Origin of the sequence: Janthinobacterium sp. FT14W (assembly GCF_009208755.1) — a bacterium.
In the GTDB taxonomy this organism is placed as follows: domain Bacteria; phylum Pseudomonadota; class Gammaproteobacteria; order Burkholderiales; family Burkholderiaceae_D; genus Janthinobacterium; species Janthinobacterium violaceinigrum.
Map to the genome: position 1 here is coordinate 1 of NZ_WFLL01000044.1, position 14,395 is coordinate 14,395.

Below are 14,395 nucleotides of genomic sequence, written 5' to 3' on the forward strand. Positions count from 1 at the left end.
CGGCTGCGGCTGCGGCGCAGGCGCGTCGGACAGCGGTTCCAGGCTCAAGGTGCTCGCTGCCTGCACGGGCGGCGGGGCTGCGGCAGGCACGGGGCGCGGCGGCGGGATGGCGTCGGCCGGCGCCAGTTCCAGCACCTGGTCATAGGCTTCGGACGGCTTTTCCAATTCCTCGTCGGAAAGGCTGTTCTGCTTGGCGCGCTCGGCCTTCTTGAGCGCCTGCATCAGCAAGCTCATGGAAAGTCTCCCTGCAGGCGGGCCTGCGGCTGGGTGGCCGCCGCCGGCGGGCCATCCGTGTACGGCTGGCTGTTGAGCGGCGTCTGGCCGGGCAGCAGGTAGCGGTAGTCGCGGTAATCGCCGTCGATGCTGGCATCCTTGACCACCACGGGACGCATGAAGATCACCAGTTCCGTCTTGCTGCTTGCCTCATTGCGATAGGTAAACAGATTGCCCACCAAAGGCAGGCTGGACAGGCCCGGCACGCCATCCTTGGCATTGTCGATGGAGTCCTGCATCAGGCCGCCCATCACGGCGATCTGGCCGTTGCCCACTTTCATGATCGATTCCAGCTCGCGCGCCTGGATCACGGGCACGCGGCTTTGCACGTTTGCCGTGGCCAGGGCCGGATTCGGGTCTTGCACGTAGCCAACGATGCGCGTGATGGTGGGACGCACGTTCAAGGTCACTTCATCGCTGTCGGAAATCTGCGGCGTGACGCTCATGACGAAGCCGACGGGCACCGTTTCCAGCTTCGATTCATAGGTGGCCGGCGTGGTGATGGTGCCCGTCGAACTGATCACGGCGGGCGTCACCTTGATGGTAAAGAAGACATTGTTGTCCACCACCTTCAGCATGGCCGTCTGATTGTTGAGCACGCTGATCTTCGGGCTGGACAGCACTTTCACCTTGCCGAACGATTCGAGCAGCTGGATGGTGGTGGAAAAACTGTCCTTCAGATAATTGAGCAGGAAGATGCCCGGCGTGGCGTTGGGCGCGACGCCGCTGGGCAGGCCCGCCGTCCCCACTTGCCCTTGCCGCAGCTGCAGGCTGCCCGTCAGGCGCGACCAGTTGATGCCTTGCTGGTATTCATTGCTCAGGCGTACTTCGATGATGGTCGCTTCGATCAGCACTTGCCGCTTGGCGCTGTGCACGACGGCGTCGAGGAATTCGGCGATCTTTTCATGCTGGCGGCCCGTGGCCCGCACGGCGATCAGCCCGCCTTCCACGTTGACGACCACGGACGAGGGGCTGCCCTTGTTGGCCAGTTTCAGCAATGGCATGCCGTTCGCGTCCAGCGGCTGGCCGGGAGCCGCATTCGGGCCGGCCACCTGCTGGCCGGATGCCGACGCATACTGGCTGCCGTTCGGGCCGCCATTTTGCATGGGCGGCTGGGCGCCGTACTGGCCCGCCGTCCCCGCCGCGGGGAAATTGCCGGCCGGGTTCTGCGGCTGGCCTGGCTGGCCCTGCTGGCCGGGCACCGTTGTCAATTGCTGGTTCAGCTGCGCCAGCGGGTCCACCTGCACGTCGTTGAGCGTGGTGTCGCGCAGCAGGTCGCGGATATTCTTTTCCAGGCTGTACCAGAAATTATTTTCCGAACGATTCACCACCAGTGTGGTCGAATTGTTGTTGCCATTGCCGCCGCTGCCCTGCGTGCCGCCGACGGGGTTGCTGCTGTTGCCGCCACCGCCGCCCGCCGTGGAAATTTGCGTGGCGATATTCACGCTGCTGTTGGTGCTGCGCGCCATGTTGACGTAATCGACTTTGTAGTTGCGCCACACGGGCGCGTCGGGCAGCACCGTCAGGTTCTTGCCATCGATTTCGTAGCGCATATCGACTTGCTTGCCGATACGCGCCAGCAGTTGCGGCAGGGTCTGGTTCAGCGCATTCAGGGTGACGCTGCCCTCGACCTGCGGGTGGATGTCGATATTCATGCCCGCGTCGCGGGCCAGCGCAAACAGCAGCGATTGCACGGGCACCTTGTGCACGGTGACGCTGTAGGTTTCCACCTTCGGGGCGGGCAGGGGCGCGGCCAGCGCGCTGCTTTGCTGCACCGGCTCGGGAATGGCGCCGCCGGGGCGGGGCGGGGCGTTGATGTGGGCCGGCGACAGCGGCGTTTGCTGCGTAGCGCAGCCAGCCAGCATGGCGCTGCAGGCGAGGGTGACCCAAGAGGCCAGCACAGGAATAGGGTGTTGAGTCATGAAAAGTTCGCCCTTGGAGTCGTATTGTGCTTTTGTAATTTTAACCAGCATGATCGCCTAAAAGCAATCGGCTGTGCTGGCCTGGAAGGCAATATGCAGAAATAAAGTCAGGGGGCGCCACGTCCCGTTTTCGGCGGGGCGACGGTTTTCATTTCCGTGCGGATACTCTCTATGTTGCTCAGCAATATTTTCTGTGGCGACGCGGGGGATAGCCTGGCCCGAATGGCATCGGCGCTGGCCTGGTCGGCATAGCTGCCGTAGACGATGGCCAGGCGCGCGCCGGCGTTGGCGGGCGCCTGCGCTGGCGTCGCCTGGCGCAGGCCCGATGGCGTGCCGGCCAGCGTAGTGGGCGCGGCAGTTGCGGGGGCCGCGCCGGGCAGGCGAAAGACGTGGATGTCGTGCAGGCCGATGGCTTGCTGCGCCTGTTGCAAAAAGGTTTCCGCTGCAACCGTGTCGCTGGCGGGCAGGCTGGCAATGTGCAGCACCCGCTGCTGCGGTCCTTGCTGCGCCAGCCAGTCGCGCGATTCGGCCAGTTTGCTGTCGAGCAGCGTGGACGGCGCGGGCGGCACGGTGGATGCGCGCGGCGCCGCTGCGTCGGACGCTGCCGCGGCGGCGGCCGCATGGGCGGGCGCGGCGTCATCGGTGTGACTGGTGCGGCCCGGCTGGCCAGCATGGCCTGCTGCTTGGCTTGGCTGGCTTGGCTGGCTGAGCTGGCTGAGCTGGCTGAGCGGGCTGGATGGCGGCGCCATTCCCGTCGCCGCTGTCGCCGCCGCTGTCACCGCCGTTGCCGCTGTCGTCGTCGCCATGGCTGCTGCCCGGTCCGGGCTGCTTGTCCGCCATTGCCACAGCAGCGCGGCGGCCAGCACCAGCATCAGCGCGCTCAAGGCGCCCGCCAGCAGCTTGCCCGCGTGCCAGGGGGCGCGGTAGAAGGGGCTGTCGGCGATGGCCAGGCGCACATGGCGCGCGCTCACTTGCTGCGCATCGTCCGCATATGCGGCCAGCAAGGCCTTGTCGGCCAGGATATTGATCCTGCGCACGATGCCTTGCGAAGCGCGGGCCAGCGCCCGCAGCGCGGCCCGAGTAAAGACGAGCGGCGCCGTGCGGCCGGCGGCGGCCAGCCGGCAGGCCAGATAGTCGTTCAGCAAGGCTTGCGGCAGGCGGGGCACGGTAAAGCTGTGGGTGATGCGTTCCTTCAGCTGGCGGAACTGGGGCAGGTCCAAGGTATGCTGCAATTCCGGCTGGCCAAACAGGACGATTTGCAGCAGCTTGTGGCTGGCCGTCTCCAGGTTCGTCAGCAGGCGCAGCGCTTCCAGGGTGGCGCCCGGCATGGCTTGCGCCTCTTCGGCCAGCAGCACCACCTGGCGTCCCGCCGCATGCCTGGCGATCAGCTCGTCGTGCAGGGCGCGCAGCACGGCGTCGGCGCGGCAGCCGTCCAAAGCCAGGTCCAGTTCGGCGGCGATGGCGTGCAGGACTTCGTCCGGTTCCAAACGGGGATTGAGCAGGTACAGCACGTCGACGTGGGGCGGCAGGCAGTCGGCCAGCATGCGGCACAGCATGGTCTTGCCGCTGCCCACTTCGCCCGTCAGCTTGATGATGCCTTCGCCCTGCGTGACGGCGTAGCGCAGCGCATCGAGCAGTTCGCCCCGTGTATTGCCCGTATAAAAGAAGGCTGGGTCCGGCGTGATGCCGAACGGCGCCGTGCGCAAGCCGAAATGGCGCAGATACATGCCGTGCGGGGACGGCGCGTACGGCCGCCCGGGCTGTGTGGAGGGCGTGCCGTGCGTGCCGGCGTTCATGCCGCGATGCAATTGAGGAACGCCTGCTCCAGGCTGGCGTCCTGCGCGCCGCCGTGGCGCGCGCGGCATTCGGCGGGCGTGCCCGTAAACACGATGCGGCCCCCGTGCAGGATGGCCATGCGGTCGCACAATTCTTCCACGTCGGCCAGCGCATGCGAAGTGAGCAGGGCGCCCCGGCCCTGCGCGCGCGCCTGCCGCAGCACTTGCTTGAACTGCGCGCGCGCCTTCGGGTCGAGTCCGCTCATCGGTTCATCGAGCACCAGCTGCGGCTTGTCCGACAACAAACAGGCGGCCAGTCCCAGTTTCTGCATCATGCCTTTCGAATAGTCGCGCGCGGGGCGCAGCAAGGCATCCGGCGCCAGGTCCAGCGCGGCCAGCGCCTGCTGCACGGCTTGCGGTCCAGGGTGCACATCGTGCAGGCGCGACAGGTAGCGCAGGAAGTCGCCGCCCGTCAGGTAATACGGCGCCTGGAAGCGTTCCGGCAAAAAGGACAGGGGCTGGCGCGCCGCAGCGTGCCGGTGCGGCTGGCCGAAGATGGCGATGTCGCCCCGTTCGGGCGTGCAAAAGTCCAGCAGGCATTTGAGCAGGGAAGTCTTGCCCGCGCCATTCACGCCGACCAGGCCGAACAGTTCTCCTGCGCGCACCTGCAGGTCGACGCCGCGCAGCACGGCGTTGCCCGCCAGCTGCAGATGCACGTTGTGGAACTCGATGGCGCAGGCGTTCATAGGGGCTAGGGTGGGCAGGCAAGACGGGATACCACCGCCATTATTGCCATGGGCGCAGGTGGGCGGCAAGTGTTTACTTGCAGAGTGTTGAAATGCGCGAAAATCAAGCCACGGAATGTATTTTCTTTAAGAAACAACAGGTTCTGGAATAAAATACCCCCCGCGCGCCGCTGGCGTGCATCGTCTGATGAATCTGTCGAGGAGCAAGCATGGCAAGGCCAGAGAAAGTCCGGCTCGGTGAAATTTTGGTGCAGCAGAAATTGCTGACGGAACAACAGTTGGGCCAGGCCTTGACGGAACAGAAGCGTTCGGGGCGCAAGCTGGGCCGCGTTTTCGTCGAGCACGGCTTCGTCACGGAAGAGCAGATTTCGGGCGCGCTGGCGCGCCAGCTCGACATTCCCTACATCAATCTGAAGTTTTTCAACATCAATCCCGAACTGGTGCGGCTGCTGCCGGAAACCCAGGCGCGGCGCTTCCGCGCGCTGGTGCTGGAAGACCGGCGCGAGGGCTTGCTGGTCGGCATGTCCGACCCCACCGACCTGTTTGCGTACGATGAAATTTCGCGCCTGGTCAAGCGCCATATCGAACTGGCCGTGGTCAATGAAACGGAAGTGCTGGCCGCCATCGACCGCATCTACCGCCGCACGGAGGATATCTCCACCCTGACGCGCGAGCTGGAACAGGACCTGGGCGACGTTTCCGTCGACTTCGGCGCGCTGGCCGCCAATCCGGGCCTGGAAGAGGCGCCCATCGTCAAGCTGCTGCAATCCGTGTTCGAGGATGCCACGCAGGTGCGCGCGTCGGACATCCACATCGAACCGCAGGAAGGCCGGCTGCAGATCCGCTTCCGCATCGACGGCGTGCTGCACCTGCAGACGGAAGCGGACAGCAAGATCGCCAGTTCGCTGGCGCTACGTTTAAAGCTGATGTCGGACCTCGATATTTCCGAGAAGCGCTTGCCGCAGGATGGCCGCTTCGCCATCCGCGTGAAAAACCAGCGCATCGACGTGCGTATTTCCACCATGCCCACCCAGTACGGCGAATCGGTGGTGATGCGGCTGCTGAACCAGGGCGGCACGACTCTGCGCCTGGACGCCATCGGCATGCCGTCCCGGCTGGTGGAGCAGTTCCGCGCCATCGTCAGCCGCCCGAACGGCCTGGTGCTGGTGACGGGGCCGACGGGCAGCGGCAAGACGACGACCCTGTATTGCGCCTTGTCCGAGCTCAATTCCGTGGAAAAAAAGCTGATCACGGTGGAAGACCCTGTCGAGTACCGCTTGCCTGGTATTAACCAGGTGCAAGTGAACGACAAGATCGAACTGAATTTTGCCCGCGTGCTGCGCTCGGCCCTGCGCCAGGATCCCGATATCGTGCTGGTCGGCGAGATGCGCGACCAGGAAACGGCGCAGATCGGCTTGCGCGCCGCCATGACGGGCCATCTGGTGCTGTCGACCCTGCATACGAACGACGCCATCAGCACGCCGCTGCGCCTGATGGACATGGGCGTGCCCCGCTACATGGTGGGCAGCTCGCTGCAAGCCGTGCTGGCGCAGCGCCTGGTGCGCGTGATCTGCGAAAGCTGCAGCACGCCGTACGCGCCCACGCCCAACGAATACGAATGGCTGCGCCTGGAACTGGGCGAGCTGGTCGAGCGCAACCAGTATTTCCACGGCAAGGGCTGCTCGCATTGCAATGGCATGGGATACCGGGGCCGCACGGGCGTGTATGAATTGCTGGAAATCACGCGCGCCGTGGCGGACGCCGCCAACCATGCCGATCCTTCCCACTTCATGAAGGTGGCGACGGAGCAGATGGCGGGCGAAACCCTGCGCCGCCACGCCGTGCAGCTGGTCGTGCAGGGCCGCACGACGGTGATGGAAGCGATGCGCATCAGCAACCAGAGCGAGGATTGAGGTGCCGTTTTTCTCCTACAAGGCGCGCAGCGCCAGCGGCGAGCTGTTGACCGGCGTCATGGAAGGCGCCGACAGCGGCGCCGTGGCCGATCAATTGATGGCAGGCGGCAGCACGCCCGTCGACATCAGCGCCACCAGGCAGACGGTGACGGGGGCGGGCGCCAGCAAGTTGAACTGGTGGGACAAGCTGACCGAGAAAAAAGTCACGCCCATGGACGTGCAGCTGTTCAGCCGCCAGCTGTACACCCTGCTGAAAGCGGGCGTGCCCATCATGCGCGGCCTGGCCGGCCTGCAGGAGTCCGCCATCAGCCCCGCGTTCGGGCGCATCATCAAGGATGTGCGCGAGTCGCTGGACGCGGGGCGCGAACTGTCGGCCGCCATGGCGCGCCACCCCGCCATCTTCACGCCGTTTTATCTGTCGATGGTGCGCGTGGGCGAAATGACGGGCCGCCTCGATGAAGTGTTCCTGCGCCTGTTCGACCACCTGGAATTCGACCGCGACATGCGCGCGCGCGTGAAAACGGCGACGCGCTATCCGACCTTCGTCGTCTTCGCCATGCTGGCCGCCATGGTCGTGGTGAATATCTTCGTCATTCCCCAGTTCGAGAAGGTGTTCGCCAGCTTCCATGCGGAACTGCCCTTGATGACGCGCGTGCTGATCGGCACGTCGCGCTTCACGACCGCGTACTGGCCCGTCCTGCTGATGCTGGGCGCGGGCGGCTTTTTCGGCTGGCGCGCCTGGCTGCGCACGAAAGAGGGTCTATATAAGTGGGACCGGACCAAGCTGCGCCTGCCGATCGCCGGCAAGATCATCCTGAAGGGCACGATGGCCCGCTTCGCGCGCAGCTTTGCCCTGTCCAGCACCAGCGGCGTGCCCATCGTGCAGGCGCTGACGGTGGTATCGCAAACGGTCGATAACACCTATTTGAGCGCGCGCGTGGAGCAGATGCGCGACGGCGTCGAGCGGGGCGAAAGCATCTTGCGCACCTCGGTGGCGGCCGGCGTGTTTACGCCCGTGGTGCTGCAGATGATCGCCGTGGGCGAGGAATCGGGCTCGCTCGACGACCTGATGGACGAGATCGCGGACATGTATGAGCGCGAAGTCGATTACGAGCTGAAGACCCTGTCGGCGCAGATCGAGCCGATTTTGATCGTCTTCCTCGGCGCCATGGTGCTGGTGCTGGCGCTGGGCATCTTCCTGCCGATCTGGGACCTGGGCCGGGCGGCCCTGCACTGATGGCGCGGCCGGTTCGCCAGCGCGGCTTCACCCTGTTCGAGCTGGCGGTCGTGGCGAGCGTGTTCGCCATCCTGGTGGCAGTGTTCCTGAACCGCGCCAGTTATTACCAGCGGCAGGCGCAGCAGGTGGCCGTGGCGCAGATGCTGGGGGTATTGCGCACCAGTTTGCGGGTGCAGGTGCTGCACCTGTACCTGGCGGACGGGCGCGACAGGTTGCCGGCATTGGCGCGGCAAAACCCGTTCGACTGGCTGGATGACAAGCCGGCCAACTACCTGGGCGAGTTCGTGCAGCCGGACCTGGAAAAATTGCCAGCAGGGAATTGGTTGTACGATAAAAAAGAACAAAAAATCATCTATTTGTTTAGTAATGGCAATATTTTTCCCAGTAAAAGGGTTGATTTAGTGAAATTTAAGGTAACCTTGCCAAGTGCAGACGCCGATCTTGACAAGCTCGCCCAGGAACCCGATATCGTGGTGTGGAAATCGCCGGATTCGGCAGCAAACTGACGCGCTTCCTGGTCCGGTGCAGCGACAGTTTCATGGCGTTGGTTTTAATGTTTTTATTTGATTTTTGGAGAAAGCAAGAATGAACAAGTCTTTACGTAGTTTGAAAAGCGGCGCCCAGGCAGGTTTTACCCTGATCGAACTGATCGTCGTCATCGTCATCCTCGGCATCCTGGCCGCGACGGCCATTCCTAAATTCATCGACATGTCGACCGATGCGCGCGTGGCCAAGATGCAGGCGGCCGCCGGCGCCATCAAGGCGGGCTCGGCGCTGTACCATGCGCAATGGCTGGTCAAGGGTTCCGTCGATACGCCGAAAGTGCAGATGGAAGGTATCGACATTGACGGCGCGTTCGGCTACCCTGCAGCAACGGCAGCCGGTATCGGCGCGGCCGCTGGCATTACGACCACCGACTACACGGTGGCCACCGCTACTGGCTATGTCGTTACGCCAGACGCCACGCGCACGGGTTGCTCGGTGACTTATACGGCTCCGGCCGCAGCTGGCGGCGTGCCCAACATCGTGATCGGTGCAAGCACCACGTCGTGTAAGTAAGCGCAAGTAAGTTATTGACAAGGAATGCCCGGCCACGCCCGGCTTTCCTTGCGCACCACCAGCCCAACCCCAGGCGCCAGCCCGTTGGGCTTTTTTACGGGCCATCCATTGCAGCAGCCACCGACAGTCTTTCCGCATCGCCACGCAGGGCCGCCAGGCCCCCTGCGGCGTACGGCTGCGCCCGGCTTTACCCTGATCGAACTGGTGGCCGTGCTGGTGCTGGCGGGCTTGCTGGGCACCTTTGCCGTCAACCGTTTTTTCCAGCGCGATACTTTTGACGCGCGCAGCTTTGCCGACCAGGTGACGAATATCGTGCGCTACGGGCAAAAGCTGGCGGTGGCGCAAAACCGCGCCGTGTTTGTGCGCATGAATAACAACAGCGTGGCCCTGTGCTTCGATGCCGTTTGCAACGATGACCAGAAAGTGCTGCCGCCCACGGGCAGGAACAGCGGCAGCAAGGAGACGCTGCAGTACTGCCTGGGGGACAACTGGCTGTGCGAAGGCCGTCCGGCCAGCGTGACCCTGTCCACCAATCCTGCCAATACGGCGGGCTTTTATTTCGACGCGCTGGGCAAGCCGTATGCGCAGGGCGATGTGTTTCCTGCCGTATCGACATTCCCCGCGCAGTTGAACATCAGCATCCAGGGCGACGGCACGCAGCGCGACGTCACGGTCGAAGGGGAGACCGGCTATGTCCACTAGCCTGCGGCGCCAGCGTGAGCGGGGCGTGACCCTGATCGAACTGGTGCTGTTCATCGTCATCGTCGGCGTGGCTTCGGCCGCCATCCTGGGCGTGATGAGCCTGACGACGAAACGCAGCGCCGATCCGCAGCTGCGCAAGCAGGCGCTGGCGATAGCCGAAGGCATGCTGGAAGAAATCCAGCTGGCGCGCTTTACGTATTGCGATCCGCAAGACCCGGCCGCGGAAACGGCCACCAGCGCCGCCGGCTGCGCCATCCCGGAAGTGGCGGGCCAGGAGGCGGGCGGGATGCCGCGGCCCTTCGACAACGTCAACGATTATGTGAGCGCGTATGGCAAGGCCACGGATTACACGACGGATGCGCAGGGCACCGTCTGGGCTGCCGGTTCTCCCCAGGCATATATTGCCTCGGTGGTCATCACCCAGGTTGCCCTGAATGGCTTGCCGGCCACGGAAGCCCTGCGCATCCAGGTGACCGTGCCGTATGCCGATCAGCAGATCGTGCTCGACGGCTATCGCGTGCGCTATGCGCCGAACAGTATTCCATGAAAACTATCCTTCATGCCAGGCGCCTTGCGCGCGGCTTTACCCTCGTCGAGATGGTCATCGTGATCGTCATCACGGGCATCATCGGCGCCATGGTCGCCGTCTTCATCCGGGTGCCCGTGCAAGGCTATATGGATGTCGCGGCGCGCGCGGCGCTGGCGGACACGGCCGACACGGCAGCGCGCCGCCTGACGCGCGACGTGCGCCTGGCCCTGCCCAACAGCGTGCGCGTGGGGGGCAATGGCCTGTACCTGGAATTGCTGCTGACCAAGACGGGCGGGCGCTACCTGAGCGACAGCGATCCGGCCGGCCTGGGCAATGTGCTGAGCTTCGAGACGCCTCCCGCCCCCAGCACTCCGCTGAGCTTTACCGTCGTCGGCGCCATGCCCGCCGATGCGCTGGGCGCGCGCCAGGCGATCGGCGTGGGCGACCAGATCGTCGTCTACAACCTGGGCACGGCTTATACGCCGAACGACGCCTATTCATGCAGCGCGGCGACGGGCTGCAACCGCGCGCCGGTCACGGCCGTGTCCGGCAATGTCGTCACTTTGGGCAGTTATCCTTTCACGACGGCGCCCGCGCCGCTGCCGTCGCCGTCGAACCGTTTCCAGGTGGTGACCACGCCCGTCACCTATGCGTGCGATCTGGCGACCGGCACCCTGACCCGTTACGCGGGCTATGCCATCCAGTCCGCCCAGCCGCTTGTGGCGGGCACCGCGCCGCTGGCGACGGACAAGGGCGCCCTGCTGGCGCGCCAGGTGACGGCGTGCGCCTTCAGCTATACCGTGCTGGCCAACGTGCAGCGGGGACTGGTGAACATCGACCTGAGCCTGGGTGCGCCGAACAGCAATACGGGCGTGCTGCGCCTGGTGCAACAGGTGCAGGCGAGGAATACGCCATGAGGCGCTTGCTCAGCTATCGCACGGGCCGCATGCGCGGTTTCAGCCTCGTCACGGCCATTTTCCTGCTCGTGGTGCTGGCCGCGCTGGCGGCCGTGATGGTGAATATCTCCACCTTCCAGCAGACGGAGTCGGCCATGGACGTGCAGGGCGTGCGCGCCGAACAGGCTGCCCGCGCCGGCCTCGAATGGGGCTTGCAGCGGCAGATCGGCGCGGGCCTGACCGCCGGCGCGGCGTGCATCGGCGCCACCACGTTCAGTTTGCCGTCAGGCACGACGTTGTCGGCGTTCAGCGTCAGCGTGCAATGCAGCACGGCCACGGGGCCCGGTACCTTGACCAGCTGGACCATCACGGCCACGGCTTGCAACCAGCCTGGACCTGCCGGTTGTCCGAACCCGGGCAATAACCCCGATTACGTCCAGCGCCGCCTGCAAGCCGTGTTGTCGCAGTAAGGTCAACTGCGTGAAAAAAAGATCGCTAATTTATTGTTTTTACACAACAAAGTTGGCTTCATGAATTAAAATTGGTCGGTTGCATTATCTGCGCGACAAGATCGGGCACGCACTTACACTGGATAGTTCGCATGGGTTTATTCGCAAGAGCAAAGAAATACGATGGATGGCTGGCCACGGCGTTTGGCCGTGAAGGTGTCAGCGCCGTTGTTGTCCAGCGTTCCGCCGACGGCATGCCGCGCGTGCTGGGCGCCAGCTACCAGGCCGCCGCGCGGCCGGCGCCGACGGAGGTGCTGGAAAAGCTGGGCAAGGATCTGCAAGCGCCGGCGCGCCACTGCACCACCGTGCTGGCCGGCGGCGAATACCAGCTGCTGTCGCTGGAAGCGCCGGCCGTGCCGCGCGAAGAGCTGAAGACGGCCGTGGGCTGGCGCCTGAAGGACATGCTGGACTTCCCCCTGGCCGAAGCCACCATCGACGTGTTCGACATTCCCGGCGACCCGAACGGCACCCAGCGGGGCAGCAGCGTGTTTGCCGTTGCCGCGCGCAACAGCGCCGTGTCGCGCCGCCAGGCGCAGTATGCCGAATGCAAGATCGGCCTGTCCGTGATCGATATCCCCGAGATGGCGCAGCGCAATATCGCCACCTTGCTGGAAACGCCGGGACGCGGCATCGCCGTGCTGTTTTTCGATGGCGACGGCGGCTTGCTGACCATGAGCTTCAACGGCGAGCTGTACCAGGCACGCCGCATCGACGTGACCTTGACGCAATTGCAGTCGCCCGACGCCAGCCAGTACTACGACCGCGTCACCCTGGAACTGCAGCGCTCGTTCGACCACTTCGACCGCCAGTTCCATTTCATTTCGCTGGCCCGCTTGATGCTGATGACGGGCGCCGGCGACGGCTTGCACGGCTACCTGGCCGAGAATCTCTACATGCCCGTCGAACAGCTGGACCTGGCCACGGTGCTGGACTTTTCCCAGGCCGCCGAGCTGCGCGACCCCGCCATGCAGGCGCGCTGCTTCCTGGCCATCGGCGCCGCGTTGCGCGAGGCGGGTCCGCACGCGGGCAAGCACGAAGGGAAGGGCGCATGAGCCAGCAGATCAATCTGTTCAATCCCCAGTTTGAACGCAAAAAACACCAGATGTCGGCGCGCACGGCCGGGCTGGGCCTGGGCGGGCTGGCGCTGCTCCTGCTGGTGCTGGGCACGCTGTTCCAGCGCGCCGTGGCCGAGCTGGAACGGCGCGAAGCGGACGTCAAGACGGCGCTGGCGCAGGGCGAGGCAAAGCGCGACCAGATCTTGCGCGATTTTCCTCCACGCAAGAAAGATCCGGCGCTGGCGCAGGAACTGGCGGCCGTCGAGGCGCAGCGCCAGTTGCTGCAGGATGCGTCACACGTGCTGGAAAGCGGCAAGCTGGGCAATACCTTCGGCTATGCCGGCTATTTCCGCGCGCTGGCGCAGGCCCGCGTCGAGGGCGTATGGCTGACGGGCGTGGACATCGCCGGCGCCGGCAATGACTTCGGCTTGCAGGGCCGCGCCTTGCACGCCTCGCTGCTGCCCGCGTACATCACGCGCCTGGGCCAGCAGGAGATATTGAAAGGCAAGACCTTCGCCAGCCTCGACATTAGCCAGCCCGAGCCGCCGGCCGTGGCCGAGGGCAAGGCGGCCAGCCTGCCGTATGTGGCGTTCAGCCTGCAGTCGGCGGACCGCACCGCCGGGCCCGCCGCGGGCGCCGCGCCGGCACAACCTGTTGCGGAAGGAACACGCTGATGCTGCCCCTGCTGAAGAAATGGGCTGCCGCCTTCGATGCCCTCAGCCTGCGCGAGCGGCTGATGGTGTCTGGCGCCGGCGCGGCCGCCGTCCTGTTCGTGTTTTATTTCATGAGCTTTAATCCCCTGCTGGCGAAACGCGCGGCGCTGGAGGCGAGCATTGCGCAAAAGCAAAGCTTGTTGACCGCCACGAACAAGGAAATCGAGCTGACCATGCTGGCCCACGCCACCGATCCCGACCAGGAAGCGCGCACGCGCCTGGCGGCCTTGCAGGCGGAAACGGCGTCGCTGGCGCAGTCGCTGCGCGAGAAGCAGCACGGCCTGGTGGCGCCCGAGCGCATGCTTATCTTGCTCGAGCACATGCTGCGTCGGCATGCGGGCCTGCGCGTGCTCTCGCTGAAAACCCTGCCCCCCAGCGCCGTGGGCGCACGCCCGGCCGATGCCGCGAACGGCGATGCGGCAGCGAAGACGGACGTTGCCAAGGCAGCGGCCCCGGCCCCCTTGCTGCACCAGCATGGCGTGGAAGTGGTGCTGCAAGGCAGCTATGCAGACATGGTGCAATACATGCAGGCGCTGCAATCGATGCCGACCCGGGTCTTCTGGGGCGCCGCCCACCTCGACGCGGCAAGCTACCCGGGCGCCACCCTGACCCTGACCTTACATACCCTGAGCATGGACGACACATGGATCGCACTCTGACCTCTGGTCCCGCGCTGCCTGCGCTTTTCCTCGCGCTGGGTCTGGCGTTGGGTTTGACGTTAACTTTGGCCGGGCCGGGCGCGCAGGCGCAGGCGCTCGACGATCCCACGCGCCCGCCGGCGGCGCTGTGGGCGCCGGCCAGCGCCGCGCCCGTCGTTGCGGCCCGGCCGCAGCTGCAATCGGTGCTCATTTCCACCCAGCCGGGCGGGCGCCGCCTGGCCGTCATCGATGGCCAGGTGGTGAAAATCGGCAGCAAGGTGGGCGACGCCGTGGTGACGGACATCCGCGACACGGCCGTCCTGTTGCGGCGCGGTAAATCACTGGAAACCTTCAAGCTGTATCCCAGCAGCAAGACCGACAACACGACCGATCGCAAGACCGACCGCAAGCAGGAGTAGAAGAAGTGG

General features: G+C 65.1%; 15 protein-coding genes and 1 pseudogene. 12 read left to right on the top strand and 4 right to left on the bottom strand.

Translation table 11 applies throughout. From position 1 onward, the window contains the following. From GCN74_RS23030 to GCN74_RS23045, 4 genes and pseudogenes are all read right to left on the bottom strand, one after another. Positions 1–234 (bottom strand): annotated as a pseudogene (locus GCN74_RS23030) (tetratricopeptide repeat protein); the annotation flags it as partial. Next, on the bottom strand, positions 231–2,195 hold the full coding sequence (gene mshL, locus GCN74_RS23035; RefSeq protein ID WP_152258827.1) for a pilus (MSHA type) biogenesis protein MshL: 1,965 nt from the start codon (positions 2,193–2,195) through the stop codon (positions 231–233). The pseudogene GCN74_RS23030 and the gene mshL, both read right to left, overlap by 4 nt. A 107-nt stretch (positions 2,196–2,302) precedes the next feature. After that, a complete protein-coding gene (locus GCN74_RS23040) occupies positions 2,303–3,991 on the bottom strand; it encodes an ExeA family protein (protein ID WP_226939179.1) in 1,689 nt (562 codons plus the stop codon). Beyond that, positions 3,988–4,716, bottom strand: coding sequence for an ABC transporter ATP-binding protein (locus GCN74_RS23045; protein ID WP_152258828.1), 729 nt, complete (start codon positions 4,714–4,716; stop codon positions 3,988–3,990). Before GCN74_RS23045 ends, GCN74_RS23040 begins: the two co-directional genes overlap by 4 nt. 209 nt (positions 4,717–4,925) lie before the next feature. On the opposite strand from GCN74_RS23045, the gene GCN74_RS23050 reads away from it, so the two are divergent. From GCN74_RS23050 to GCN74_RS23105, 12 genes are all read left to right on the top strand, one after another. Then, on the top strand, positions 4,926–6,629 hold the full coding sequence (locus tag GCN74_RS23050; protein ID WP_152258829.1) for a GspE/PulE family protein: 1,704 nt from the start codon (positions 4,926–4,928) through the stop codon (positions 6,627–6,629). A 1-nt stretch (position 6,630) separates the two neighbouring features. Next, positions 6,631–7,866: a type II secretion system F family protein gene (locus tag GCN74_RS23055; protein WP_152258830.1), complete on the top strand. Its 1,236-nt coding sequence runs from the start codon at positions 6,631–6,633 to the stop codon at positions 7,864–7,866. Next, positions 7,866–8,372, top strand: a complete 507-nt coding sequence (locus GCN74_RS23060) for a type II secretion system protein (RefSeq protein WP_152258831.1) — start codon at positions 7,866–7,868, stop codon at positions 8,370–8,372. The genes GCN74_RS23055 and GCN74_RS23060 overlap by 1 nt, the downstream gene beginning before the upstream one ends. A 79-nt stretch (positions 8,373–8,451) precedes the next feature. Continuing rightward, the gene (locus tag GCN74_RS29585; RefSeq protein WP_152258832.1) at positions 8,452–8,925 is read left to right on the top strand and encodes a type II secretion system protein; all 474 of its coding nucleotides are present in this window, start codon (positions 8,452–8,454) and stop codon (positions 8,923–8,925) included. A 48-nt stretch (positions 8,926–8,973) separates the two neighbouring features. Further along, the gene (locus GCN74_RS23070; RefSeq protein ID WP_226939180.1) at positions 8,974–9,627 is read left to right on the top strand and encodes a Tfp pilus assembly protein FimT/FimU; all 654 of its coding nucleotides are present in this window, start codon (positions 8,974–8,976) and stop codon (positions 9,625–9,627) included. After that, the gene (locus tag GCN74_RS23075) at positions 9,617–10,174 is read left to right on the top strand and encodes a prepilin-type N-terminal cleavage/methylation domain-containing protein (protein WP_152258834.1); all 558 of its coding nucleotides are present in this window, start codon (positions 9,617–9,619) and stop codon (positions 10,172–10,174) included. Before GCN74_RS23070 ends, GCN74_RS23075 begins: the two co-directional genes overlap by 11 nt. Further along, positions 10,171–11,073 (top strand): prepilin-type N-terminal cleavage/methylation domain-containing protein, encoded by a 903-nt coding sequence (locus tag GCN74_RS23080; protein ID WP_152258835.1) that lies wholly within the window; start codon positions 10,171–10,173, stop codon positions 11,071–11,073. Before GCN74_RS23075 ends, GCN74_RS23080 begins: the two co-directional genes overlap by 4 nt. Beyond that, complete coding sequence (locus tag GCN74_RS23085; RefSeq protein ID WP_152258836.1) at positions 11,070–11,522, top strand: agglutinin biogenesis protein MshP; 453 nt, start codon at positions 11,070–11,072, stop codon at positions 11,520–11,522. Before GCN74_RS23080 ends, GCN74_RS23085 begins: the two co-directional genes overlap by 4 nt. 131 nt (positions 11,523–11,653) lie before the next feature. After that, positions 11,654–12,613: an agglutinin biogenesis protein MshI gene (locus tag GCN74_RS23090; RefSeq protein ID WP_152258837.1), complete on the top strand. Its 960-nt coding sequence runs from the start codon at positions 11,654–11,656 to the stop codon at positions 12,611–12,613. Continuing rightward, positions 12,610–13,290: an MSHA biogenesis protein MshA gene (locus GCN74_RS23095; protein ID WP_152258838.1), complete on the top strand. Its 681-nt coding sequence runs from the start codon at positions 12,610–12,612 to the stop codon at positions 13,288–13,290. The genes GCN74_RS23090 and GCN74_RS23095 overlap by 4 nt, the downstream gene beginning before the upstream one ends. Next, complete coding sequence (gspM, locus tag GCN74_RS23100; RefSeq protein WP_152258839.1) at positions 13,290–13,988, top strand: type II secretion system protein GspM; 699 nt, start codon at positions 13,290–13,292, stop codon at positions 13,986–13,988. The genes GCN74_RS23095 and gspM overlap by 1 nt, the downstream gene beginning before the upstream one ends. Beyond that, positions 13,973–14,386, top strand: a complete 414-nt coding sequence (locus GCN74_RS23105) for an MSHA biogenesis protein MshK (RefSeq protein WP_226939181.1) — start codon at positions 13,973–13,975, stop codon at positions 14,384–14,386. Before gspM ends, GCN74_RS23105 begins: the two co-directional genes overlap by 16 nt. The last annotated feature ends 9 nt before the right edge of the window (positions 14,387–14,395 follow it).

What these genes read in the sequence shown, in the direction of transcription:
- GCN74_RS23105 (WP_226939181.1), top strand. Translation starts at nt 13,973, where the DNA reads ATGGATCGCACTCTGACCTCTGGTCCCGCGCTGCCTGCGCTTTTCCTC.
- GCN74_RS23040 (WP_226939179.1), bottom strand. Translation starts at nt 3,991, where the DNA reads ATGAACGCCGGCACGCACGGCACGCCCTCCACACAGCCCGGGCGGCCG.
- GCN74_RS23080 (WP_152258835.1), top strand. Translation starts at nt 10,171, where the DNA reads ATGAAAACTATCCTTCATGCCAGGCGCCTTGCGCGCGGCTTTACCCTC.
- mshL (WP_152258827.1), bottom strand. Translation starts at nt 2,195, where the DNA reads ATGACTCAACACCCTATTCCTGTGCTGGCCTCTTGGGTCACCCTCGCC.
- GCN74_RS23085 (WP_152258836.1), top strand. Translation starts at nt 11,070, where the DNA reads ATGAGGCGCTTGCTCAGCTATCGCACGGGCCGCATGCGCGGTTTCAGC.
- GCN74_RS23075 (WP_152258834.1), top strand. Translation starts at nt 9,617, where the DNA reads ATGTCCACTAGCCTGCGGCGCCAGCGTGAGCGGGGCGTGACCCTGATC.
- GCN74_RS29585 (WP_152258832.1), top strand. Translation starts at nt 8,452, where the DNA reads ATGAACAAGTCTTTACGTAGTTTGAAAAGCGGCGCCCAGGCAGGTTTT.
- GCN74_RS23095 (WP_152258838.1), top strand. Translation starts at nt 12,610, where the DNA reads ATGAGCCAGCAGATCAATCTGTTCAATCCCCAGTTTGAACGCAAAAAA.
- GCN74_RS23050 (WP_152258829.1), top strand. Translation starts at nt 4,926, where the DNA reads ATGGCAAGGCCAGAGAAAGTCCGGCTCGGTGAAATTTTGGTGCAGCAG.
- gspM (WP_152258839.1), top strand. Translation starts at nt 13,290, where the DNA reads ATGCTGCCCCTGCTGAAGAAATGGGCTGCCGCCTTCGATGCCCTCAGC.
- GCN74_RS23045 (WP_152258828.1), bottom strand. Translation starts at nt 4,716, where the DNA reads ATGAACGCCTGCGCCATCGAGTTCCACAACGTGCATCTGCAGCTGGCG.
- GCN74_RS23090 (WP_152258837.1), top strand. Translation starts at nt 11,654, where the DNA reads ATGGGTTTATTCGCAAGAGCAAAGAAATACGATGGATGGCTGGCCACG.
- GCN74_RS23060 (WP_152258831.1), top strand. Translation starts at nt 7,866, where the DNA reads ATGGCGCGGCCGGTTCGCCAGCGCGGCTTCACCCTGTTCGAGCTGGCG.